The organism is Agromyces excoecariae (genome assembly GCF_051715505.1).
Lineage (GTDB): Bacteria > Actinomycetota > Actinomycetes > Actinomycetales > Microbacteriaceae > Agromyces.
The window spans coordinates 864,176-887,359 of record NZ_JBPSLA010000001.1; the positions used below are offsets into that span (position 1 = coordinate 864,176).

General features: G+C 71.9%; 24 protein-coding genes and 1 tRNA gene. 15 read left to right on the forward strand and 10 right to left on the reverse strand.

Translation table 11 applies throughout. The features are described 5' to 3' along the window. The first annotated feature begins 27 nt into the window (after nt 1-27). From ACSJD1_RS04015 to ACSJD1_RS04035, 5 genes are all read left to right on the forward strand, one after another. Entirely contained in the window at nt 28-207 is a 180-nt protein-coding gene (locus ACSJD1_RS04015) for a hypothetical protein (RefSeq protein ID WP_155051448.1), read from the forward strand. 7 nt (nt 208-214) lie between these two features. Then, nucleotides 215-1,681 (forward strand): cardiolipin synthase, encoded by a 1,467-nt coding sequence (gene cls / locus ACSJD1_RS04020; RefSeq protein WP_438854014.1) that lies wholly within the window; start codon nt 215-217, stop codon nt 1,679-1,681. Between the two features lie 142 nt (nt 1,682-1,823). Then, the gene (locus ACSJD1_RS04025; RefSeq protein ID WP_438854015.1) at nt 1,824-2,612 is read left to right on the forward strand and encodes a DeoR/GlpR family DNA-binding transcription regulator; all 789 of its coding nucleotides are present in this window, start codon (nt 1,824-1,826) and stop codon (nt 2,610-2,612) included. Beyond that, complete coding sequence (locus ACSJD1_RS04030; protein ID WP_438854016.1) at nt 2,609-3,580, forward strand: 1-phosphofructokinase family hexose kinase; 972 nt, start codon at nt 2,609-2,611, stop codon at nt 3,578-3,580. The genes ACSJD1_RS04025 and ACSJD1_RS04030 overlap by 4 nt, the downstream gene beginning before the upstream one ends. 9 nt (nt 3,581-3,589) lie before the next feature. Next, a complete protein-coding gene (locus tag ACSJD1_RS04035) occupies nt 3,590-5,644 on the forward strand; it encodes a PTS fructose transporter subunit IIABC (RefSeq protein ID WP_438854017.1) in 2,055 nt (684 codons plus the stop codon). Nucleotides 5,645-5,730: 86 nt separating this feature from the next. On the opposite strand, the gene ACSJD1_RS04040 is transcribed toward ACSJD1_RS04035, so the two are convergent. Next, on the reverse strand, nt 5,731-6,747 hold the full coding sequence (locus ACSJD1_RS04040; protein WP_438854018.1) for a pirin family protein: 1,017 nt from the start codon (nt 6,745-6,747) through the stop codon (nt 5,731-5,733). 122 nt (nt 6,748-6,869) lie between these two features. Here ACSJD1_RS04040 and ACSJD1_RS04045 point away from each other — a divergent pair, with 122 nt between their 5' ends. After that, nucleotides 6,870-7,382: a hypothetical protein gene (locus ACSJD1_RS04045; RefSeq protein WP_438854019.1), complete on the forward strand. Its 513-nt coding sequence runs from the start codon at nt 6,870-6,872 to the stop codon at nt 7,380-7,382. A gap of 37 nt (nt 7,383-7,419) precedes the next feature. Here the strand turns inward: ACSJD1_RS04045 and ACSJD1_RS04050 are convergent, their stop codons facing one another. Genes ACSJD1_RS04050 through ACSJD1_RS04060 form a run of 3 tightly spaced genes read right to left on the reverse strand, consistent with a single transcriptional unit; the run spans nt 7,420 to nt 8,897 of the window. Further along, entirely contained in the window at nt 7,420-7,944 is a 525-nt protein-coding gene (locus ACSJD1_RS04050) for a glycine cleavage system transcriptional repressor (RefSeq protein WP_438854020.1), read from the reverse strand. A 39-nt stretch (nt 7,945-7,983) separates the two neighbouring features. Beyond that, a complete protein-coding gene (locus tag ACSJD1_RS04055) occupies nt 7,984-8,271 on the reverse strand; it encodes a helix-turn-helix domain-containing protein (RefSeq protein ID WP_438854021.1) in 288 nt (95 codons plus the stop codon). Further along, nucleotides 8,271-8,897 carry a hypothetical protein gene (locus ACSJD1_RS04060; RefSeq protein WP_438854022.1) on the reverse strand — a complete coding sequence of 209 codons (627 nt, stop codon included), beginning with the start codon at nt 8,895-8,897 and terminating at the stop codon, nt 8,271-8,273. Before ACSJD1_RS04060 ends, ACSJD1_RS04055 begins: the two co-directional genes overlap by 1 nt. 228 nt (nt 8,898-9,125) lie before the next feature. Here ACSJD1_RS04060 and ACSJD1_RS04065 point away from each other — a divergent pair, with 228 nt between their 5' ends. From ACSJD1_RS04065 to ACSJD1_RS04085, 5 genes are all read left to right on the forward strand, one after another. Continuing rightward, nucleotides 9,126-11,648 carry an ATP-dependent Clp protease ATP-binding subunit gene (locus ACSJD1_RS04065; protein WP_438854023.1) on the forward strand — a complete coding sequence of 841 codons (2,523 nt, stop codon included), beginning with the start codon at nt 9,126-9,128 and terminating at the stop codon, nt 11,646-11,648. 175 nt (nt 11,649-11,823) lie between these two features. Further along, on the forward strand, nt 11,824-13,014 hold the full coding sequence (locus ACSJD1_RS04070) for a M20 family metallopeptidase (RefSeq protein ID WP_438854024.1): 1,191 nt from the start codon (nt 11,824-11,826) through the stop codon (nt 13,012-13,014). 111 nt (nt 13,015-13,125) lie between these two features. Then, complete coding sequence (locus ACSJD1_RS04075; protein WP_438854025.1) at nt 13,126-13,635, forward strand: amino-acid N-acetyltransferase; 510 nt, start codon at nt 13,126-13,128, stop codon at nt 13,633-13,635. A gap of 74 nt (nt 13,636-13,709) precedes the next feature. Next, nucleotides 13,710-14,378, forward strand: a complete 669-nt coding sequence (locus ACSJD1_RS04080) for a hypothetical protein (protein ID WP_438854026.1) — start codon at nt 13,710-13,712, stop codon at nt 14,376-14,378. 221 nt (nt 14,379-14,599) lie between these two features. After that, nucleotides 14,600-15,007 (forward strand): dehydrogenase, encoded by a 408-nt coding sequence (locus tag ACSJD1_RS04085; protein WP_438854027.1) that lies wholly within the window; start codon nt 14,600-14,602, stop codon nt 15,005-15,007. Here the strand turns inward: ACSJD1_RS04085 and radA are convergent. Together radA and ACSJD1_RS04095 are read right to left on the reverse strand one after the other, a co-directional pair. Then, a complete protein-coding gene (gene radA / locus ACSJD1_RS04090) occupies nt 15,004-16,371 on the reverse strand; it encodes a DNA repair protein RadA (protein ID WP_438854028.1) in 1,368 nt (455 codons plus the stop codon). The genes ACSJD1_RS04085 and radA overlap by 4 nt on opposite strands. A 9-nt stretch (nt 16,372-16,380) precedes the next feature. After that, nucleotides 16,381-17,214, reverse strand: coding sequence for an SGNH/GDSL hydrolase family protein (locus ACSJD1_RS04095; protein WP_438854029.1), 834 nt, complete (start codon nt 17,212-17,214; stop codon nt 16,381-16,383). A gap of 105 nt (nt 17,215-17,319) precedes the next feature. Between ACSJD1_RS04095 and ACSJD1_RS04100 the strand changes: the two genes are divergently transcribed. Both ACSJD1_RS04100 and ACSJD1_RS04105 read left to right on the forward strand, forming a co-directional pair. Further along, nucleotides 17,320-18,525, forward strand: coding sequence for a flavin-containing monooxygenase (locus ACSJD1_RS04100; RefSeq protein WP_438854030.1), 1,206 nt, complete (start codon nt 17,320-17,322; stop codon nt 18,523-18,525). A 51-nt stretch (nt 18,526-18,576) separates the two neighbouring features. After that, nucleotides 18,577-18,666, forward strand: a tRNA-Ser gene (locus ACSJD1_RS04105). A 234-nt stretch (nt 18,667-18,900) separates the two neighbouring features. On the opposite strand, the gene ACSJD1_RS04110 is transcribed toward ACSJD1_RS04105, so the two are convergent. Next, on the reverse strand, nt 18,901-19,983 hold the full coding sequence (locus ACSJD1_RS04110; protein WP_438854031.1) for a DNA polymerase IV: 1,083 nt from the start codon (nt 19,981-19,983) through the stop codon (nt 18,901-18,903). A 121-nt stretch (nt 19,984-20,104) separates the two neighbouring features. Between ACSJD1_RS04110 and ACSJD1_RS04115 the strand changes: the two genes are divergently transcribed. Next, a complete protein-coding gene (locus tag ACSJD1_RS04115) occupies nt 20,105-20,371 on the forward strand; it encodes a GlsB/YeaQ/YmgE family stress response membrane protein (RefSeq protein ID WP_438854032.1) in 267 nt (88 codons plus the stop codon). A gap of 85 nt (nt 20,372-20,456) precedes the next feature. Here ACSJD1_RS04115 and ACSJD1_RS04120 read toward each other — a convergent pair whose 3' ends face one another. Both ACSJD1_RS04120 and ACSJD1_RS04125 read right to left on the reverse strand, forming a co-directional pair. After that, nucleotides 20,457-21,209, reverse strand: coding sequence for a glutamine amidotransferase (locus ACSJD1_RS04120; RefSeq protein WP_438854033.1), 753 nt, complete (start codon nt 21,207-21,209; stop codon nt 20,457-20,459). Next, the gene (locus tag ACSJD1_RS04125) at nt 21,206-21,919 is read right to left on the reverse strand and encodes a LysR family transcriptional regulator substrate-binding protein (protein WP_438854034.1); all 714 of its coding nucleotides are present in this window, start codon (nt 21,917-21,919) and stop codon (nt 21,206-21,208) included. The genes ACSJD1_RS04120 and ACSJD1_RS04125 overlap by 4 nt, the downstream gene beginning before the upstream one ends. A 142-nt stretch (nt 21,920-22,061) precedes the next feature. Between ACSJD1_RS04125 and ACSJD1_RS04130 the strand changes: the two genes are divergently transcribed. Then, the gene (locus ACSJD1_RS04130; protein WP_438854124.1) at nt 22,062-22,463 is read left to right on the forward strand and encodes a DUF5997 family protein; all 402 of its coding nucleotides are present in this window, start codon (nt 22,062-22,064) and stop codon (nt 22,461-22,463) included. 30 nt (nt 22,464-22,493) lie between these two features. Here ACSJD1_RS04130 and ACSJD1_RS04135 read toward each other — a convergent pair whose 3' ends face one another. Beyond that, complete coding sequence (locus tag ACSJD1_RS04135) at nt 22,494-23,126, reverse strand: alpha/beta hydrolase (RefSeq protein WP_438854035.1); 633 nt, start codon at nt 23,124-23,126, stop codon at nt 22,494-22,496. Between the last annotated feature and the right edge of the window lie 58 nt (nt 23,127-23,184).

Here is a 23,184-nt window from a genome sequence, read left to right on the forward strand (position 1 = left end):
GGATTCCGCGGGTATTCTGGAACGGCTATGGACGATTTCTGGCTGAACGCGATCTGGTCGCTCGCACCGACCGTGCTGATCGGACTCATCTTCTGGTTCGTGATGCGCTCGCTGCTTCGCGCCGACCGGACCGAGCGCGACGCGTACGCCAAGATCGAGGCCGAGGAGCGCGCGAAGCGCGCCGAGCAGCAGCACCGAGCCGCGTAGCCCGGGCATGACGGCCGAGCAGATCACGGCGATCATCGCCCTCCTGGTGCTCGTCCTCGACATCGTCGTGCGCGTCATCGCGATCATCGTCGTGCCCCGCAACCGCCGGCCGACCGCGGGCATGGCGTGGCTCCTCGCCATCTTCTTCATCCCGTACCTCGGGGTGCTCTTCTTCCTCCTGATCGGCAACCCGAAGCTCCCGAAGGCGAGGCGGGCCAAGCAGGCCGAGGTCGACCGCTTCATCCGCGAGTCGACGCACGGCGTCGAGCAGGTCAGCGATCACCGCGACTGGCCCGACTGGTTCGACGGCGTCGTGCGCCTGAACCGCAACCTCGGCGCGATGCCGCTCATCGGCCACAACAGCGCGCGGCTCATCGGCGACTACCAGGCGTCGCTGGACGCGATGGCCGACGCGATCGCCGCCGCGACCCGCTACGTGCACGTCGAGTTCTACATCCTCGCGTACGACCGGACCACGGCCCGGTTCTTCGACGCGCTGGGCGACGCCGTCGAGCGCGGGGTCGAGGTGCGCGTCCTCCTCGACCACATCGCGTCGCGGCGCTCGAAGGGCTACCGTCGCACGCTCAGGCGGCTGACCCGCATGGGCGTCGAGTGGCGCCTCATGCTCCCCGTCCTGCCGCTGCGAGGCAAGTACCAGCGACCCGACCTCCGGAACCACCGGAAGATCCTCGTGGTCGACGGCGAGGCCGCGTTCATGGGCTCGCAGAACATCATCGACCGCAGCTACAACAAGCGCGGCAACATCCGTCGCGGCCTGAAGTGGCAGGAGCTCGTCGTCGAGCTCGGGGGCCCGATCGTCTCGGGACTCGATGCGATCTTCGCAACCGACTGGTACCTCGAGACCGGCGAGGCGCCGTCGCGCGAGGAGCTGATCCCGTTCGCCCAGCCGCCCGCCGAGCAGAACCTCGACTGCCAGGTCGTGCCGAGCGGGCCGGGGTACCAGAACGAGAACAACCTCAAGCTCTTCCTCGCGCTGCTCTACGCCGCCCGCGAGAAGATCATCATCACGAGCCCGTACTTCGTGCCCGACGAGGCGATGCTCCGCGCGATCAGCGGGGCGACGCAGCGCGGCGTGCACGTCGAGCTGTTCGTCTCCGAGATCGGCGACCAGGCGCTGGTCTACCACGCGCAGCGTTCGTACTACGAGGCGCTGCTGCGTGCCGGCGTCCGGATCTACATGTACCGCGCGCCGTTCATCCTTCACGCCAAGCACTTCACGATCGACGACGACGTGGCGGTGATCGGGTCGAGCAACATGGACATCAGGTCGTTCGAGCTCAACATGGAGGTGTCGCTGCTCGTGCATGGCGCGTCCTTCGTGCGCGAGATGCGGGCGGTGGAGGACGGCTACCGGCGCGACAGCCGCGAGCTCACCCTCGAGGAGTGGATGCGGCAGCCGCTGCGGTCGACGGTGCTCGACAACCTGGCGCGCCTCACCTCCGCGCTGCAGTAGCGAAATGCGCGCAGGAATCTTCTTGCCTGCCCACTGATCTGCGTTCGTGTGGGATATTTCTGCGAATGTCTTGCTTTTCTTGTGAAGTGCGAGGTAAGCTCACACAAACACAGACATCAGGTCGATTCGGCAAGGGGGCCGCATGTACGCGACGGAGCGACACGAGCACATCCTCGACGCGCTCGCCCGCAGCGGGCGGGTCTCGGTCGCAGGGCTCGCCGACGAACTCGACGTCACCGCCGAGACCATCCGACGCGACCTCGACGCGCTCGAGCAGGCCGGCCACCTCCGTCGGGTGCACGGCGGAGCGGTCGGCGCAGGGCGCGCGAGCCTCGCCGAGACCACGGTCCTCGAGCGCACCGGCCAGCAGGCCGACGCCAAGCGGGCGATCGCGCACGAGGCCCTGGCGCTCGTGCCGCCGACGTTCACCGGCTCGATCCTGCTCGACGCCGGCACCACGACCGGCGCGCTCGCCGAGGCGCTCGTCGGCTGGCAGCCGGCCCCGGGCACCCCGCCGCTCACGGTCTACACGAACTCCGTGCCGATCGCCGCGCTCCTGCACGGCAGCCGCGACCTCGTCGTGCGCATCATCGGCGGCACGATCCGGGGCATCACGAGCGCGGCGGTCGGGCCCGCCGCGATCGCCCAGCTCGCCGAGATCCGTCCCGACATCGCCTTCATCGGCGCCAACGGCCTGAGCGCCGACTTCGGGCTCTCGACGCCCGACGAACTGGAGGCGCAGGTCAAGCAGGCCATGGTCGACCGTGCCCGGCTCGCGGTGGTGCTCGTCGACTCGTCCAAGCACGACGACGAGGCCCTGCAGCGCTTCGCCGCGCTCGACGAGGTCGACGTCCTCATCACCGACGCGGAGCCCGGGCCCGCGCTCGCGGTCGCGCTCGACGAGGCCGAGGTGGAGGTGCGGGTCGCATGATCGTCACGCTCACCGTCAATCCGTCGCTCGACCGAACGGTCGAACTCGACCGCGAACTCGAGCGCGGCGAGGTCCAGCGCGTCGCCCGCAGCGTCGAGGAGCCGGGCGGCAAGGGCGTCAACGTGACGCGCGCACTCGTCGCCGCCGGCGCCGACTCGATCGCCGTGCTGCCCGGTCGCAGCGACGACCCGCTCGTGGTCGCCCTGGCCGCGGCCCATGTGCCCGTCGCGACCGTCCCCATCGCCGGCCGACTCCGCTCGAACATCGCGATCACCGAACCCGACGGCGTCACCACCAAGCTGAACGAGCCGGGCCCCGCGCTCGACGACGACGAGCAGCGCGCCCTCATCGGCGCGGTGGTCGAGCAGGCGACGGATGCCTCGTGGCTCGTGCTCGCCGGCTCGCTCCCGCCGTCGCTGCCCGACGACTTCTACGTCCGGGTCGTGCGCGAGCTGCGCGCCGCCGGGGTCGCGTCGCGGATCGCGGTCGACACGTCGGGAGCACCGCTCGCCGCGCTCGTCGACTCCGAGGCGGAGATCGACCTGATCAAGCCGAACGGCGAGGAACTCGCAGAACTCACCGGCGAGATCGACGCAGACGCCCTGGAGGCCGACCCCGAACGGGTCGCCGACCTGGCCGCACGACTCGCGCCCCGCGGCATCCGCTCGGCGCTCGTCACGCTCGGCGCCCGTGGCGCCGTCCACGTCGGGGCGGAGGGCGCCTGGTTCGCCGCCGCGCCGCGCATCGACGCACGCAGCACGGTCGGCGCGGGCGACAGCTCGCTCGCCGGCTTCCTGCTCGCCGTGACCGAGGGGGCTGCGTCCGACCGGGCGCTCGCCCAGGCGGTCGCACACGGGGCGGCCGCCGCGTCGCTCCCCGGGTCGGCGGTCCCCACCAGGGCCGACGCCGACGCCACCGCCATCACCGCCATCCGACTCCGGGGCGCCGTCGCCCCGGCCATCCACTAGGAGGAATCGATGTCCACCGTCATCGACCAGCGGCTCGTCAGCCTCGACGAGCCCATCGGCGCCGACAAGGCCGCCGTCATCCGCGCCCTGGCCGACGCCGTCGTCGGTGCGGGCCGAGCCACCGACGCCGAGGCGCTGTTCGCCGACGCCTGGGCCCGCGAGGAGAAGGACTCCACGGGCGTGCCAGGCGGCATCGCGATCCCGCACGCGAAGTCCGGCGCCGTGACCGAGCCGACGCTCGCCGCAGCGCGGCTGCCCGAGGGGGTCGACTTCGGTTCGTTCGACGGGCCGGCCGACCTGGTGTTCCTCATCGCGGTGCCGATCGCGTCGACGCAGGACCACCTCGCGGTGCTCTCGACCCTCGCCCGATCGCTGATCCGCGAGGACTTCGTCGCCTCGCTGCGTGCCGCGCCCGACGCCGCGACCTTCGTCGCACTCGTCGACGAGGCGCTCGCGCCCGAGCCCGAGGCGGCGCCGGCCGCCGCCGTGCCGGCGACCGCCGCCGGAGCCGGCACCGCATCCGCCGCGGCCTCGGCGCCCGTGGCATCCGCTCGTCGTCACGAGGGTGCGCCCGTGCTCCTCGCGGTCACCGCGTGCCCCACCGGCATCGCCCACACCTACATGGCCGCCGACGCGCTCGCCGCCGCGGCGAAGAAGGCCGGCGTCGAGATGCACGTCGAGACGCAGGGCTCCTCCGGCTCCACCCCGCTGGCGCCCGACGTGATCGCCCGCGCCGACGCGGTGATCTTCGCCGTCGACGTCGACGTCCGCGACAAGAGCCGCTTCGCCGGCAAGCCCGTCGTCCAGGGGCCCGTCAAGCGCGGCATCGACCACCCCGCCGAGATGATCGACGAGGCCGTCGCCGCGATCGGCGACCCGTCGGCACCGCGCGTCACGGGCGAGGCCGCTGCGACCGCCACTGCGGCGGCCGCGAACGAGCACTTCGGCCAGAAGGTGAAGCGGGTGCTGCTGACGGGCGTCAGCTACATGATCCCGTTCGTCGCGGGCGGCGGCCTGCTCATCGCGCTCGGCTTCCTCTTCGGCGGATACGACATCACGGCCACGGCCGGCGAGATCGTCACCACGAACAGCCTGTTCAACCTCCCCGAGGGCGGATTCCTCGTCTACCTGGGGGCCGTGTTCTTCCAGATCGGCGCCATCTCGATGGGCTTCCTGGTCCCCGCGCTCGCCGGCTACATCGCCTACGCGATCGCCGACCGGCCGGGCATCGCGCCCGGCTTCGTGGCCGGATCGGTCGCGGGCCTCATGGGCGCCGGCTTCATCGGCGGCCTCGTCGGCGGCCTGCTCGCCGGCTGGGTGGCGCTGATGTTCGCCCGGCTCGACGTGCCGCGCTGGCTGCGCGGCCTCATGCCGGTCGTGATCATCCCGCTCGTCGCGTCGATCGTGGCATCCGGCCTGATGATCGTCGTCCTGGGCGGACCGATCGCGGCGCTGTCCAGCGCGCTGAACGACTGGCTCGCGGGCCTGTCCGGTGCGGCCGCGGTCGTGCTCGGCCTGATCCTCGGCGCCATGATGGGCTTCGACCTCGGCGGCCCCGTCAACAAGGTCGCGTACTCGTTCGCGGTCGCCGGCCTCGGCGCCGCCACGGTAGAGAACCAGGCTCCGCTCATGGTCATGGCGGCAGTCATGGCCGCCGGAATGGTGCCGCCCCTCGCCATGGCGCTCGCCACGGTGCTCGACCGCAAGCTGTTCACGCCCGTCGAGCGCGAGAACGGCAAGGCCGCGTGGCTCCTCGGCGCGGCGTTCATCTCCGAAGGCGCGATCCCGTTCGCCGCGGCCGACCTATTCCGCGTCATCCCCTCGATGATCCTCGGCGGCGCGGTCGCCGGCGCGATCTGCATGGGCATGGGCGTCACCTCGCAGGCTCCGCACGGCGGCATCTTCGTGTTCTTCGCGATCGGCAACCTGCTCTGGTTCGTCCTGGCGATCGTCGCCGGATCGGTCGTCGGCGCGCTCGCGGTCATCGCGCTCAAGCGCTGGGCGCACCGCCGCACCGTGCGCGAGGAGGTCGCGGAGGGCGAGCCCTCGATCGTCGCAGCCTGATCGGCTCGGCATACCGACGGCCGGCACCGCCTCCTGGTGCCGGCCGTCGGCCGTGCGCGCAGGCGGCGGCGCATCGGCTCAATGGATCAGCGACGCGGCTTGAGCCGGACGGTCGGCAACTCGGGCGCGGGCAGCGGAGCGCCGTCGTATCCCTCGACCGTGCCGAACGGGCCGTCTGCGTCGTTCCGAGCGATGACGTCGGACTGCCAGCGACGACGGAACTCGACGATCTCGTCGTGGGAGCGGCCGATGAAGTTCCACCACATCACGAGCTCCTCGCCGAAGGGCGCGCCACCGAGCAGCAGCACCCGGACCGGATCGGCGTCGGCGCGGAGGCGCAGTCGCTCGTGCCCGCGCTCGAGGTACGCGAGGTGCGACCACGGCACGGCCGTCACCGCATCGGAACCGGGCACCTCGACGGTGGCGGGACCGGCGTCGACCAGGATGCCGTGCTCGAACGTCGGATCGAGGTCGAGCTCGACCGACCCGCCGGCCGGGAGGTCGACCTGCGCGCCGAGGAGCGGTGAGAAGACCGTGACCGACGCGGCCGCGGCATCCGTCGTCTCGGCGTCGCCCGCGAGTTCGCCGACGAAGACGCGCACGGTCGCGTCGCCCAGCGCGAACGGGGTCGTGTCGGCGTGCTCGAAGAACGGTGCGACCGATCGGGACTCGTCGGGCAGCGCGACCCAGAGCTGCACGCCGTGCAGTCGGGTGGTGGTCGGCGTCGAGACCTCGGAGTGCGAGATGCCGCGCCCGGCGGTCATCAGGTTCACGCCGCCGGGGCGGACCAGCTCGTGGCTGCCCGTGGAATCGCGATGCTCGATCTCGCCCTCGAAGAGCCAGCTGACGGTCTGGAGCCCCGTGTGCGGGTGCGGCGGCACGACCATGCCGCCCGTCTCGGCGACATCGTCGGGACCGTAGTGGTCGGCGAAGCACCACGCGCCGATCGTGGTGCGACCGCGCTGGGGGAGCGTGCGCCGCACGGGCATGGCCCGGGGTCCGCCGAGCGGCACCTCGCGGTACTCGTAGACGTCGACCCCTGGGCCCGTCGCCTCGTCGGGCGGGCAGAGCAGTTCGACGGGATCGCGCTCGAGGTTGCTCATCCCCGCATCCTACGCGCGGGCGTCGAAGACGAGCCCGGCCCGAGCCGCGCCCACGCCGGGCGCGCCGTCGGTAGGGCCGGAGGTCCCGCCCGTGGTGGCCGCCCTCATGGCAGCATGGCGCCATGACTTCGCTCACCCGACCTCGTCGCCTGCTGCTGGCCGGCCTGGCGATCGCCTCGACCCTGCTGCTCACTGGCTGCAATCCGGGCTCGGGGGTCGTCGAGGACTTCCCCGGGCTGCCCGCCGCCGAGGAGGAGGCGACGGACGAGGCCGGAGGCGAGGAGACGAACCTCGGCGGGGGCACCGAGGAGCAGACCGACGAGGAGGACGTGGTCGAGACGCCCGAGCCCACCGGCGACGAGCCCTACGTGCAGTACCTCGACGACGGCGGCAAGCTGGCGATCACGATCTGGGGCTCGTCGACCTGCCCCGTCGTGCCGACCGAGCTGAAGGTGCTCGCCGAGGCCGGTGAGGGCAATGCGGTCGAGGCCGTGCTGCCGGAGCCCGACAACCGGCCGTGCACCGCCGACTTCGTCCCGCACACGACCGTGTTCTGGACCCCCGTGTTCACGACCACGACCGAGCCGCTCGAGGTCACGGTCGGCGACCAGGTCGTCACGGTGCCAGTCAAGTAGTCACGGTCCGGTCGCGCGCGGAACGCCGCGCGACGGGTCAGCCGTGCCCGAGCGTGAGGTCGACGAACAGCTCGCTCGCCACCCGCTCCAGGTCGTCGCGTACGTCGGCGGGGTCGCCGCCCGGCGGGACCCGCACGACCAGATGCGCCTCGAAGAGGCGGCCGCCCGCCATCGGCGCGTCGCGCTGACCCGTCGTGATCGTCTCGATGCTGAGCCCGTGCCGGGCCAGCACGGCCGAGATGTCGCGCACGATGCCCGGATGGTCGTTGCCGATGAGGTCGATGCGCAGCGGCGTCCAGGCGGATGCCTCGACCTCGGCCTTCGCGTCGAGGCCCGGGTGCGCCGCGACTTCCATGAGCCCGTCGAGGCCGTCGAGCGCAGCGCGCAGCGCCGCCTCCTGCTCGGCGGGCACCTCGACGACGACGATGCCCGCGAACTGCCCGGCGAGCTCGGCCATCTGGCTCTGCTCCCAGTTGCCGCCGTGCTCGCCGATGACGTCGGCGAGCGCCCCGACGAGTCCGGCGCGGTCGTCTCCGATGACGGTCAGCACGAGTCTGGGCATGCGTGCATCAAACCACGCGCCGACGGCGCGCGTCGAGGGTCAGCGCTCGCCGGTGCGGGCGGGATCGTGCCCGCCGGCGGTCGGCCCGGCGGCATCCGCTCGCCGGAGCACGAGCAGGTCGCCGACCTCGCAGTCGAGGGCGCGGCAGATCGCCTGGAGCGTCGAGAACCGGATCGCGCGGGCGCGGTCGTTCTTCAGGATGCTGAGGTTGACGACGCTCACGCCGACGAGTTCGGCGAGCCTCGTGAGGGTCATGCCGCGTGCGGCGAGCAGCTCGTCGAGCCGGCAGTGCACGTCGTGCGCGTCGTCGGCGTCGGCTGGCGCCATCAGACGAGTCCCTCGGTGTCGCGCTGCAGGCGCTCTCCCACCGAGAACGCCGTCGCGATGATCGCCACGACGAACGCGCCGAGCACGTACGGCATGAGGTCGACGGCCATGATGACGTTGTCGAAGTCGCCGTCGGAGATCCGCGCGAAGGCGCCGTTCGCGGCCATGTTGCCGAAGAACGGCACCGCGGCCGCACCGATGAGCCCGGCGCCGCCGGCCGTGGCCACGAGGCGGGTGTTGCGGCGACTGAAGACGCGACCGCGCAGCGTCGAGGCGCTGAGCATCACCAGGCACGCGACGACGATCGTGATCGTGGCGGCGAAGGCGACCTCCGCCGCGACGAGCGAGACGAGCGACGCGACGGGGAGCTCGTCGGTGAGGAGGAACGCGCGATCGAGTTCGATCGCCACGGGCGCGCCACCGGGACCGATCGGCGCGTCGGCCGGGGTGCCGGCGAACTCGGCGAGCACCCGGACGTCGCCGGAGGTGAGCGCCTCCGCGATCCGGATCGCCGCGCTCACCACGGCCCACGCGACGATGGCGACGCCGGCGACCATGAACGCCCGGATGCCGACGATGTCGCCTCGTGAGGGGGTGCGGGGCTGGGTGCGGGTGTCCGGGTCCATGAGCAGGCCTTCCATATCGAGTATCGATAATAACGATATTCGATACCGTACGTACGGCGTGCGCCGCTGTCAACACGTGCCCCGCGGCGTCGCGGCATCCGTCGGGCTCCACGGATCACGGGACGGTCACGGGGCGTGCGCCCATGGCGAACAGCGGCCCACCGCGGAGCAACGGTCGTTACCGTTGAACGTAACGACGCCCCTACCCGGCGTCGGCGAGGAGTTGAGATGTTCGAGAGATTCACGGACCGAGCCCGTCGTGTCGTCGTCCTGGCCCAGGAAGAGGCCAAGATGCTGAATCACAACTACATCGGCACCGAGCACATCCTGCTCGGCCTCATCCACGAGGGTGAGGGCGTGGCCGCGAAGGCGCTCGAGTCGCTGGGGATCTCCCTCGATGCCGTCCGCGAGCAGGTGCAGGACATCATCGGGCAGGGCCAGCAGCAGCCGACCGGGCACATCCCGTTCACGCCGCGTGCCAAGAAGGTGCTCGAGCTCTCGCTCCGCGAGGCGCTCCAGCTCGGCCACAACTACATCGGCACCGAGCACATCCTCCTCGGCCTCATCCGCGAGGGCGAGGGCGTCGCCGCCCAGGTGCTCGTGAAGCTGGGGGCCGACCTCAACCGCGTGCGCCAGCAGGTCATCCAGCTCCTCTCCGGCTACCAGGGCAAGGAGCAGGTCCAGGTCGGCGCGAACGAGCAGCAGCAGCCCCAGGGCGGCTCGCAGATCCTCGACCAGTTCGGCCGCAACCTCACGCAGGCCGCGCGGGAGTCGAAGCTCGACCCGGTCATCGGCCGCGAGAAGGAGATCGAGCGGGTCATGCAGATCCTCTCGCGCCGCTCCAAGAACAACCCCGTGCTCATCGGCGAGCCCGGCGTCGGCAAGACCGCCGTCGTCGAGGGCCTCGCCCAGGCGATCGTCAAGGGCGAGGTGCCCGAGACGCTGAAGGACAAGCAGCTCTACTCGCTCGACCTCGGCTCGCTCATCGCCGGCTCGCGCTACCGCGGCGACTTCGAGGAGCGCCTGAAGAAGGTCACCAAGGAGATCCGCACGCGGGGCGACATCATCGTCTTCATCGACGAGATCCACACGCTCGTGGGTGCGGGCGCCGCCGAGGGCGCGATCGACGCCGCGTCGATCCTCAAGCCGCTGCTCGCGCGCGGCGAGCTGCAGACCATCGGTGCGACCACGCTCGACGAATACCGCAAGCACTTCGAGAAGGATGCCGCGCTCGAGCGCCGCTTCCAGCCGATCCAGGTGGCCGAGCCGTCGCTGCCCCACGCGATCAACATCCTCAAGGGCCTCCGCGACCGCTACGAGGCGCACCACAAGGTGTCCATCACGGATGGCGCGATCGTCGCCGCCGCGAACCTCGCCGACCGCTACATCAGCGACCGGTTCCTCCCCGACAAGGCGATCGACCTGATCGACGAGGCCGGCGCGCGCCTGCGCCTGTCGATCCTCTCGTCGCCTCCGGAGCTGCGCGAGTTCGACGAGAAGATCGCCGTGGTCCGCTCCGCCAAGGAGACCGCGATCGAGGAGCAGGACTTCGAGAAGGCCGCGTCGCTTCGCGACGAGGAGAAGAACCTGCTCGGCGAGCGCCTGCGTCTCGAGAAGCAGTGGAAGTCGGGCGAGGTCAAGACGACCGCCGTCGTCGACGAGGGCCTGATCGCCGAGGTGCTCGCACAGGCCACCGGCATCCCCGTCTTCAAGCTCACCGAGGAGGAGAGCTCGCGACTGGTCTTCATGGAGAAGGCGCTGCACGAGCGCGTCATCGGCCAGGAGGAGGCGATCTCCGCCCTGTCCAAGACGATCCGCCGCACCCGTGCGGGCCTGAAGGACCCGAAGCGCCCCTCGGGCTCGTTCATCTTCGCCGGCCCGACGGGTGTCGGCAAGACCGAGCTCGCCAAGGCGCTCGCCGAGTTCCTCTTCGACGACGAGTCGGCGATGATCTCGCTCGACATGTCGGAGTACGGCGAGAAGCACACGGTCTCGCGCCTCTTCGGCGCCCCTCCCGGCTTCGTCGGCTTCGAGGAGGGCGGCCAGCTCACCGAGAAGGTGCGCCGCAAGCCGTTCTCGGTCGTGCTCTTCGACGAGATCGAGAAGGCCCACCCCGACATCTTCAACTCGCTCCTGCAGATCCTGGAGGAGGGCCGCCTCACCGACGGCCAGGGCCGGGTGGTGGACTTCAAGAACACCGTCATCATCATGACGACGAACCTCGGCACGAAGGACATCTCGGGCGGCCCCGTGGGCTTCCAGGTCGAGGGCGACACCCGCACGGGCTACGACCTCATGCGCGCGAAGGTGAACGAGGAGCTGAAGAAGCACTTCAAGCCCGAGTTCCTGAACCGCGTCGACGAGATCATCGTGTTCCCGCAGCTCAGCAAGGAGGAGCTGCTGCAGATCGTCGACCTGTTCATCAAGCGGCTGAGCGAGCGCATGCTCGACCGCGACATGACCGTCGAGCTGACCGTCCCGGCGAAGGAGCGGCTCATCGAGGTCGGGTTCGACCCGGCGCTCGGCGCCCGGCCGCTCCGTCGCGCGGTGCAGCACGAGGTCGAGGACCGGCTGTCGGAGAAGATCCTGCACGGCGAGCTCAACTCGGGTGACCACGTGCACGTCGACTTCAAGGACGGCGAGTTCGTCTTCACGACGACCCAGCGGGCGCTGCCCGTGGGCGTTGGCGTGAACACGGGCGCGGCGATCGGCACCGGGCCGGCGACGCCCGACCTGGCCGCCGGCCAGTAACCGGGATTTCGACCCGAAGGGCGGATGCTGCGGCATCCGCCCTTCGTCGTTTCCGCGTCAGGCGCTGCCGAATCCGAGGACGTCCGTCCGTCGCGGCGGTGGGCGGATGCCGCGCGGTGCGGGACGGGGCTATCGTCGAAGGGTCGTCCCCGACGTGGACTGCGAGGCGAACGCGATGAGACACCCGCTGCTGGACTGGGCCGACGCGAGCCTGCCGGAGATCCTCCGCGACCTCGAGCGGCTGATCCTCGTCGAGTCGCCGTCGGCCGACCTCGAGGCCGTCGCACGCTCCGCCGACGTGGTCGCTGCGATCGGCGAGCAGCGGATCGGCTTCGCACCCGAACGGATCGTCGTGGACGGGTGCACGCACCTCCGCTGGCACCTCGGCTCGCCCGAAGCCGATGCACCGCGCGTGCTCCTGCTCGCCCACCACGACACCGTCTGGCCGATCGGCTCGCTCGAGACCCATCCGTTCTCCATCCAGGACGGCGTGATCCGAGGGCCCGGATGCTTCGACATGCTGACCGGCCTGGCGATGGCGGTGCATGCGGTTGCGCACCTCGGCCACCTGCCCGATGCCGCCGTCACGCTGCTGGTCACCGGCGACGAGGAACTCGGTTCGGTGACCTCGCGTCCGCTCATCGAGCAGGAGGCCGACGGTTGCGTGGCCGCCCTGGTGCTCGAGGCGAGCGGCGACGGCGGAGCGCTGAAGGTCGGACGCAAGGGGACCTCGAGCTATCGCGTCGAGATCACCGGGCGGGCCGCGCACGCCGGCCTCGAGCCGGAGAAGGGCCTCAACGCGACGCTCGAACTCGCGCATCAGGTCGGCGTCGTGGTCGGGTTCGCGGATGCCGCGCTCGGCACGTCGGTCACGCCGACCCTCGCCCGGAGCGGCACGACCCTGAACACCGTGCCCGCGCACGCGTCGTTCGCGGTCGACGTGCGCGCCCTCACGTCGGCGGAGCAGGATCGCGTCGACGCCGAGTTCCGGTCGCTCGCGTCGACCACCGGGGCGCGCGTCGCGGTGCACGGCGGCATCGGCCGCCCCCCGCTCGAGGTCACCGCCACCGAGGGCGTGTGGCGGCGCGCGCTCGCCGTGGCCGGGGAGCTCGGCCTGTCGCTCCCGGAGGCGATCGTCGTCGGCGGCGCATCCGACGGCAACTTCACCGCCGGGGTCGGCGTGCCCACGCTCGACGGACTCGGCGCCGTCGGCGGGGGAGCGCACGCCGATCACGAGCACGTGATGGTCGCCGACATCCCCGAGCGGACGGCGCTCCTCACCGGGCTCATCCTCGACCTGCTCCGCGTGGAGGAGCGGCGCGCTCCCGGCAGGTCGGGGCGAATACCGTCGCCGCGCTCGCTGTGAATTGAAGTCCGCTTCTCGCTCGCGCACGGGCCGGCGTCCATCGCCTGCTCGGCGCACGGCGATGACGAGCAGGTGGTCGGGCACCTCGCCCACGCGCAATACGATGAGCGGATGACGCAGCCGCCCATCACCGTGCGCCGGGCGCGCACGCCCGACGTGCCGAAGATCGTGGAGCTGGTCGAACCACTCGTGTCCCGACGCATCCTGCTCGGCAAGGAGCGCGTCGACCTGTATGGCGCGGTGCAGGAGTTCCGCGTGGCAGAGACCTCCGACGGCACGGTGGTCGGCTGCGGCGCGCTGCACGTCATGTGGGAGGACCTCGGCGAGGTCCGCACGCTCGCCGTCGGGGAGGACTGGCTCGGCCACGGGGTCGGGCACGCCCTCCTGAGCGCACTCGAGGCCGACGCACGGGAACTCGGGCTCAGCAGGCTCTTCTGCCTGACGTTCGAGGTCGAATTCTTCGGGCGGCACGGCTTCGAGGACATGGGCGCCGAGATCGTCGATCCCGAGCTCTACGCCGAACTCGTGCGCTCGCACGACGAGGGTGTCGCCGAGTTCCTCGACCTCGCACGCGTCAAGCAGAACACCCTCGGCAACACCCGGATGCTCAAAGTCCTCTGAGCGTTCCTCACCCGTGTCGGGGCGCGCCGGGCGACCGCCCGTGCGCGCTGATCGCACGGCCGTAGCCTGAGCCCATGTCGACCGATCGTCCCGCTCCCGGGCGCCTGCCCGCGTCGGTGTACCGACGTCGCCGGCTCATGGTGCTCCTGGGCCTCGTCGCGGTGATCGTCGCGGTCGTGCTCGTCTTCGTTCGTCCCGGCGCGAGCCAGGGCGACGACGTCGGCGCGACGACGCCGGCGAGCGCGACGCCGTCGGCGCCGGCCACCGAGGGAGCGATTGCGACGGATGCCGCGGCACCGTCGGCGAGCGAGTCGGCCACCGAGCCCCCGGCCGACGGGGCGCCCTGCGCACCCGAGCAGATCAGCGTCGAAGCCGTCACCGATGCCGCCGTCTACGCGGCGGGCGAGCAGCCGAAGCTGTCGGTCACGATCACCAACACCGGGTCGAACTCGTGCGTGATGAACGTCGGGACGAGGGCGCAGGTGTTCACGATCACGAGCGGCGCCGATACGTACTGGACCTCGACGCACTGCCAGGTCGACCCGGTCGACGCAGAGGTCTCCATCGCGCCGGGTACTCCGGTCTCCTCGAGTGAACCGATCACGTGGGACCGCACGCGCTCGAGCGCCGACACGTGCGGCGGCGAGCGTGCGGCCGTTCCCGCCGGCGGCGCCTCGTACCACCTGGGCGTGAGCGTCGACGGGTTCGAGTCGTCGGCCTCGAAGCAGTTCCTGCTCTACTGACCTCCCGGTGCCGGGTACCGACGGATGTGTCGGCGTGTGACGGCGCACCGTTGATCCCGCGAGGAAAGCTCAGCAGGATCGGAGGCGGACCAACCATCCTTCGGTCCACGGGGTCCGTGGTGTTACCTCGCGCCGCGGGCCCCCGACCGGGGCGGGCGCCCGCGTGCCCTCGGCCGCCGGCCCGACCGCGGGGCAGGTCGTCCGCTCGATAGGCTGGGTCGATGGCCGGTGCGAAGCGTTCGAAGCCCAAGCAGCCCGTCGAGTTCCGCTCGCAGGCACTCGCCGAGGCCCTCGAGCGACAGGACATGGCGGCGGTCGCGCTGGCGCTCCGCAACGGCAACACGGTCGTTCCGCTCATCAAGCCCGGGCCCCGCGACAAGCCGCTCGACGGCGGCGAGGTGTGGACCTATCGCGACCCGAACACGGGCGAGGTCGCGCTGCTGCTCTTCAGCGATGCGAAGCACAAGCCCGCGAACCTGCCTCCGGCGATCGGACTGCAGAGCCCGGCCTGGCTGAAGACGTTCCTCACGCGGTACGAGTCGACGATCACGACGGTGTTCCTCGACATCGCCGGGCCGCACCCGATGCAGGCGTCGCCCGCCGAACTGCTGAAGGCGCTCGAGATCTAGAAGGCGGCGTCGAGCTCGCGTTCGCGAGCGCCGGAGGCGGCCATCATCGCCCGCTCGACGGCCGCGCGCACGCTGCCGAGTTCGTCGTCGAGGAGCGCCCGGTAGCCGAGACGGGCCGCTTCGGCCGCGCGCTGCCGCGCCGAGGCGACCGGTCGGACCTCGCCGGCGAGACTGATCTCGCCGACCGCGGCGAGATCGTGGGGCACCGCGCGGTCGCGCATGGCGCTCGCGATCGCCACGGCGATCGCAAGGTCTGCCGCGGGCTCGACGAGCCGCACGCCGCCGACCGTCGAGACGTACACGTCGTGCTCGCCGAGCTGGCGGAGGCCCGCGCGTCGCTCGAGGACCGCGATGATCATGGCGACCCGGGACGGATCGACCCCGTTCACCACGCGGCGCGGCTGCGGCGCCTTCGTTCCGACGACGAGCGCCTGCACCTCGACGGGCAGCGCCCGGCGCCCCTCGAGCGCGACGGTCACGCACGTGCCGCTCACGGCGTTCCGCGAGCGGCTGAGGAAGAGCCCGGACGGGTCGGGGACCTCGGCGATGCCGTCGCCCGTCATCTCGAAGCAGCCGACCTCGTCGGTCGGGCCGAATCGGTTCTTGAGCGCCCGCACGAATCGCAGCGCCGTCTGGCGGTCGCCCTCGAACTGGCAGACGACGTCGACGAGGTGCTCGAGCAGCCGTGGGCCGGCGATCGTGCCGTCCTTCGTGACGTGGCCGACGAGGAGCACCGGCAGCTGCCGTTCCTTCGCGACGCGGATGAGCGTCGACGCGACCTCGCGGACCTGGCTCGGCTGGCCGGGCAGCCCGTCGGACAGCGCGCTCGACACCGTCTGCACCGAATCGACGATGAGCAGTTCGGGGGAGACCTGGTCGACCTGCCCGAGGATCGTGGCGAGGTCGGTCTCGGAGGCGAGGTAGAGCTCGTCGTGCAGGGCGCCCGTGCGCCCGGCGCGCAGCCGGACCTGCGCGGTCGACTCCTCGGCGCTCACGTAGAGCACGCGACGGCCCGTGGCGGCCACGCGGGCGGCGACCTCGAGGAGCAGCGTCGACTTGCCGACGCCCGGCTCGCCCGACAGCAGGATCGCGGCGCCGGCAACGATGCCGCCGCCGAGGACGCGGTCGAACTCGCCGACCCCGCTCGGGCGATGGGCCGCGTCGTCGTTCTCGACGATCGCGGAGATCGGGCGGGCGGCCCGGCTCGCGCTCGGCGCGACGGGTTGGAGGCTGCGAACGATGCCGGTCTCGACTCCGGCCTCGACGACCGTGCCCCACTGCTGGCACTCGGCGCACCGGCCGACCCACTTGACGGTGCTCCAGCCGCATTCGGTGCAACGGAACGCGGTCGTGGATTTCGCCATGCCCCGAGACTAGGGCCGGCCCCCGACATCCGCCGGGAGATCCGCCGGGAGATCCGCCGGGACGTCCAGCGCGGGATCGGTGGGGAACCGGGCCACGAGCGACGCGACGAGGGCCGGGAGGAACGCGTCGGCCCACACGCGATAGCCGTGATCGTTCGGATGGAACCAGTCGTTCGCGAAGTGCGTCAGCATGCGCCGGTAGCCGCCGAGTCGCGTCCGACGGTGCAGCCGGACGAGCGTGAGGCCGCGCTCGGCGACGAGACGGCGGAGGATGTCGTTCGCCACCGCGACCTTGCGCTCGTGCTGCGGGAAGTAGAAGAACGGGAGGTCCGCCACGAGCGCGTGCGGCGGCACCGCATCGAGGATGGTGCGGAGATCGCGCTCGAACGACTCCGGGTCCCACTTCGCGATGTCGTTCGCCCCGATGGCGACGGTCATCACGTCGGGCCGGTACTTGGCGAGCTTCGGCAGCTGGTCCTCGACGCATCGCCCCACGGTCGCACCGGAGACGCTGAGGTTCACGACGCGGACCGATCGCGCGGTCGCGTCGCGGATCGTCCGCGCCAGCAGGCCCACGTAGCTGTGATCGGGCCGACTCGCACCGATGCCCTGGGCGGCGCTGTCCCCGATGGCGACGTAGAGGATCTCGCCGGGAGCCTTCGCGTGATCCCGCCACCACGCGGAGTGCACGGGCAGCGTCTCGTTCAGGATCATGCTGTTCGCGGTGATCCGCGCCCGGAAGGCGCGCCACGCCGCCCTGAGCCCCAGCACCGTCCCCGCGACGAGCGCGACCGGCACGAGTGCCGAGATGACGGATGCCGCGGGCTGCCGTTCGTCCACCATGCGGGCGACGTTATGACCGGCGTCTGAGCGTGCGCTGGACGAACCCTGGGCGGAGGCGCCGTCGGACCGCTACCGGACCCCGCGGCGCGGGCATACGCTGACCGTGTGCTCGCGGACACGGATGTCCTCGTCATCGGAGCCGGCCAGGCCGGCCTCGCGGTCAGTCACGGCCTCGACGCGGCCGGGATCGACCACGTCGTCCTGGAGCGCGAGCGCACCGCCGCCACGTGGTCGAAGCGGTGGGACAGCTTCTGCCTCGTGACGCCGAACCACACGATCCTGCTGCCAGGCGGCGAGTACGCCGGCGACGATCCGGGCGGGTACCTGCCGCGCGACGCCGTCGTCGATCATCTCCGCAGATACGCGGCGTCGTTCCGGGCACCGGTCATCGAACACACCGGGGTCGACGACCTCGTCGCCGAGGACGGCGGGTTCCGCGGCCGGACGGCGGCCGGAGAGGTCCGCGCCCGCCGCGTCGTCGTCTGCACCGGCGCATACCAGAGGGAGCGACGCCCGGCGGTCACCGGCGAGCTCGCCCGAACCGTCCCGGTCATCGGGTCCTCCTCCTATCGGTCGCCGCAGGCGCTCCCCGATGGACCGGTCCTCGTCATCGGGGGCGGTCAGTCATCGGTGCAGATATCCGACGAGCTGCTCCGCGCCGGACGCGAGGTCACGCACGCTGCCGGGAAGGCGCCGTCGATGCCTCGGCGCGTCGGGGGCCGGGACACGATCGATTGGCTGATCGACGCCGGATTCATGGAGCAGACGGCAGCCGACCTGCCGTCGTCCGACGCCCGGTTCAGCCCGAACCCGCTCGTGACCGGCGGCCACGGCGGGGAGGACCTGAACCTGCGCACGCTCGACGCTTCCGGCGCGCGCCTGGTCGGACATGCGACCGGCGTGGACGACGGGCGTCTCGTCGTCGCGGACGACCTCGGCGCGTCCATCGCGGCCGGAGACGACGGATGGGACCTGGTCTGCGATCTCGTCCGCCTGGCCGCGGAGCGCACCGGCATGCCGGTGCCGGAGCTCCCGCGACCCGAGCGCCGCGACATCCGTGCCGCGACGGTGCGGAGCATCGACGAATTCGGTGCGGTCGTCATCGCCTGCGGGTACCGGCCCGACTACGGATGGATCGGCATCCCGGGCATCGTGGACGAACTGGGCCTGCCCGTCCAACGCGACGGCGCGTCGACCGTGGCGCCCGGGCTCTACTTCGTCGGGGTTCCGTGGATGCGCGCGCGGCGCTCGCCCCTGCTCATGGGCGTGGGCGAGGACGCCCGGGTCGTCGTCGCGCAGCTCGCGGCGTAGCGGCATCCGCTCGTTTTGGCACCTCGCGCCGGGGCCGCTATCATCGATCTCGGTACCGTGTCCGAGCGGCCGAAGGTGCAACTCTCGAAAAGTTGTGTGCGTGAAAGCGCACCGTGGGTTCAAATCCCACCGGTACCGCCAACCTGAACCCCCGTTCCTTGTGGAGCGGGGGTTCAGTCGTCTTCCGCGGTCCTCCGGAGACCGCGCCGATCCCGTTCCCGACCCTTCGGGAGGTCGTTTCCGCCCCTCCTCGGCGAGTCGGCCACCGACACGCCGGTCGACGTGCGGAAGTTCCTCCCGACGGGTCGGATCGCACCGGATCGAATCGGATCCGGGATCAGGGGCCGACGGCGCGTGACCGGCCGAGCGGACGCGTCACCAGCCGCTGCGAGTCGGCGTGTGGCCGTCGCGAGCGTCTTCCGGCATGGGCATTTCGGCGCGGAGCCCCAGCAGGCGCACGGTGCGGCTCGCGTCGCGCTTCGCCGCGAGGTCGAGCACGTTCGCGAGCACGTCGTCGGCGTCGGTGGTCGGCGGACGGATGCGACGGCTGAAGGTCTTGGTCGTGAAGGGAACGTAGCGCACCTTCAGGGTGAGCCCGATCACCGGGCGCCCCTCGGCGGCCACGTCGGCCATCACCTGCTCGACGAGCTCGCCGAGCGCCGCCTCGATCTCGGCGGGATCGGTGAGGTCCCGCTGGTACGTGGTCTCTCGGCTGTGGCCCCTGGCCACCCACGGGGTGTCGTCGACCACGCGGGTGCCCTCCCCGCGTCCGAGCTGCCGGTACCACGGCCCTATGCGCGGACCGAACTCGACGACGAGCATCTCGAGGTCGGCGTCGGCGAGCTGGGCCACGGTCTCGATGCCGTGCGCGGCGAGCCGCTTCCCGATGCGTGATCCGATACCCCACACGGCCGTCGTCGGCCGTTCACCCATGACCGTCATCCAGTTCTCGACCGTGAGCCGGAACACGCCGCCGGGCTTGCCGAACCCCGTCGCCACCTTCGCGCGCAGGAGCGTGTCGCCGATGCCGACGCTGCAGTGCAGTCCGGTCCGCTCGAGGACCTCGCGCTGCAGGTCCCGCGCCGTCGCCTCGGGGAAGGCGACGTCGACGCCGACGAACGCCTCGTCCCACCCGAGCACCTGGACGACGGCGCCGGGGTGCGCTCGCAGCGCTTCCATGACGTGGGCGGATGCCTCGGTGTACGCGGGCGCGTCGACCGGCAGGATCACGGCGTCGGGCGCCTTCCGCGCGGCGAGGCGCAGCGGCATCCCCGATCCGACGCCGAACTCGCGCGCCTCATACGACGCCGTGGAGACGACGGCACGCTCGGTGGGGTCGCCGCGGCCGCCGACGATCAGCGGCCTGCCCGCGAGCTCCGGGCGCCGCAGCACCTCGACCGCGGCGATGAACTGGTCGAGGTCGACGTGCAGCACCCAGGCGTGCGCGCGAGCCCCCATGCAGGCCAGACTCCGCTGCCCGCACGCGTCGCGCAAGTACCGGACGCGAACACACCCGCGCAACCTCTTGCACTCAGGAAGCATTCAGGAGGACAGTTGGCATCAAACGGAAGGAGAATCGATGAGTTTCCTCGCATTCCTGCTCCTCGGCCTCATCGCAGGGGCCATCGCCAAGCTGATCCTGCCCGGCAAGCAGGGCGGCGGCTGGTTCATCACCCTCCTGCTCGGCGTCGTCGGCGCCCTGCTCGGCGGGTGGCTCGGGAGCGTGCTCTTCGGGGTGCAGCTGGGTGAGTTCTGGAACCTCACCACGTGGTTGCTCGCCATCGGCGGCTCCATCATCGTCCTGCTCATCTACGGACTCATCGTCGGTCGGAGGAAGACCGCCTGAGCCATCGAGCTCCAACCGGACGGCCCGGTCGACCTCGCGTCGACCGGGCCGTCCGGCGTTCCCGGCGGCGGCGCGAGCCGGCGGCTCAGCTCGCCGCGCGGGCGTCCGCGAGTTCGACGAAGCGGCGCAGCATCCGCTGCGGTTCGGTGACGGATGCCGCGTTCACGCGGTCGCGCAGCGCGTCGAGCTCGTGCGCCGGGAAGTACCCGTGGTGGCGGTACACGCGCGCCCGGGCGATGAAGTCGGACGCCGAGACCTCGGGATGGAACTGCGTGGCGTACACGTTCGAGCCGACGCGGTAGACCTGGACCGGGCAGCCCGCCGACCGGGCGAGGTGCACGGCGTCGTCCGGAAGGCGACTCGTGGCCTCCTTGTGCCCGACGAGCGCGTCGAAGCGCGCGGGCAGTCCGGCGAGGAGCGGATCGGCGCGCCCGGCGTCGGTGAGCGTGATCTCGACCGGGGCGGCCTCCTCGCCGTGGAGCGTGCCGACCTCCCCGCCGAGGACTCGGGTCAGCACGCCGATGCCGTAGCACGTGAACAGCACCGGATGGTCGGCATCGACCGCGCGCTCAGCGAGGCGGGCGAGGTCGGCCTCGACGCGCAGCTGGGTCGCGTGCTTGCCGTCCTCGGGCGTCGTGACGTTGTACGGGCTGCCGCCGACGATGATCCCGGCATAGCGCCGAGGGTCGAGGTCGCCGATCGACTCGACGTCGAGGCGCACGTGGTCGAGCCGCGCGGCGTCGAGCCCCGACGCGCGCCGCACCGACTCGTACTCGGGTCCGACCGCCTCGACCTCGGGGCGCGCGGAGAGGAACAGGAACTCGTTCGTCATCGTCATCGGCGCTTGCCGCCCTTCCGTCGGCCGTGGGCGCCCGTGCGACGGGACCTGCCGGCACCGGTCCCCGAACCGCGGGCGGGCTTCGCCCGGCCCGCCTTCGCCGACGTGCCGCGGCCGTCGCCGGCCGTGCGGCCCCGGTCGGCGCGGGTGTCGCCCGCCGCGGCATCCGCTAGTCCGCCGCTCCGCGAGCTCCGGGCCGTCCGGCCCCGGACGACGCCGACGAAGTCCTGGATGTCCTCGTCATCGCGCTCGACCCGCCAGGCCAACGCGATCCGCGTGGTCGCGGCATCCGTCACCGGGATCGCGACGACGTCGCGGCGATGGTGCAGGCGGGCGACGCCGTGCGGCAGCATCGCCCACCCCGTTCCGGCGGCGACGAGCTCGACCGTCATCGCCGGATCATCCTGCTCGGGTGCTCGCGGCTCGTCGGCGAGGTCGGCGAGCGCGAGCTCCTCCGCCTCGGCGAACGCGTGGTCCTTGGGGAGGACCGCGACGGCGACCTCCTCCCAGAGCGGGATGACGTGGAGGCCGTCGTCGTCGATGGGCAGGCGGACGAACGCGAGGTCGGCGTCGCCCGTGCGCACGTCGGCGAGCTGCTCGTGCTGGTCGACCCGGGTCGCCTCGAGCGGGCGGTCTGGTCGGCGGTCGGCCCACGCCCGGAGCCACTTCGCAGGGCTCACTCCCGCGACGTACACCAGCCGCAGCGACACGTCCGTCCTCTTTCCCGCCGCGCGCGCGGCCCTCTCAGGCTAGCGCCGGGCGACCCGGGCGCGGGGCCCGATGCGCGCGCCGAGGCGCCGACGCGACTACCGTGGAGGGGTGAACGCCGACAAGCCCCGCCAGTCCCAGTCGATGAAGCCGGAGACGGCGGCCAAGAAGCTCGGCGTCCTGCTGGACGCGACGCCCGACGAGTTCCGCGGCTCGCCCATCACGCGCGACGACCTCGCCGCGCTCCAGGCCGACCCGCCCGAGTGGCTCGCGACGCTGCGCCGCGAGGGCCCGCACCCACGGAGCGTCGTCGCGGCGAAGCTCGGCGTCTCGAACTCCGGTCTCGCCCGGGCGGGCATCACCGATCCGCTGACGACCGCCGAGATCAAGGGGCTGCTCGAGGCGCCGCCCGCGTGGCTCGTCGAGGAGCGCGCACGCCAGGCCGGCGTCCGCGCCGAGAAGCGGCGCATCGCCGAGCGCGACACGGAGCGGGCCGCGCGCCGCGACGAGGGCCGCGGTGGCGGTGGCGGTGGCGCCGGCGTCTGATCCGACGTCCGAGTCGACGGCTACGCGCCCTCAGGCCGCGTAGCGGGCCGCCAGGAACGCGCGCACGTCGCCGATCTCCCGGTCAGAGACCGAGTGCCCGAGTCCCTCGTACACCCGCTGGTCGAGTGATGCGTGCGCGGGCAGCCATTCCTGGGTCCGAGCCACGGAGGTCGCGGGGATCACCTCGTCTGCCGTGCCGCGGCCCCAGAAGACGGGCGGCGCGAGTTCGGCCATCCGCTCGTCGCCGTCCCGCGCGCCCGGGAGCGCGAACCCCGCGAGGCTGACTGCGAACGCGAAGCGCTCGGGCGCCCGGCGGAGCAGTTCGAGCGCCATCGCACCGCCCTGCGAGAAGCCGAGCAGGCCGATCGCCTTCTCGCCCGGCGCGACCCGGTCGAGCCACTCCATCACGGCGGTCGTCGCCTCGTCGGCGCCGCTCATCGCGAACTCCTCGCCCTGGGCGAGGAGCGGGAACCACGCGTGGCCGTATCCCGTCGAGATCGGAGCGCGGAGCGACGCGATCGCGGGCTCGAGCGGCAGGTACGGGCTCAGCCCGAAGAGGTCGCCCTCGTGCGAGTTGTAGCCGTGGAGGAGCACCAGGAGCGGGCGCCCGGCCCGGTCGGCGGGCGATGCCGACCACATCACCGCCTCGTCGTCGATCCGCATCCGGGCATCGTACCCCGCGCGGCGGGTGCCGCCGGCGAGCGCGGCCGCCGGCGGCGGT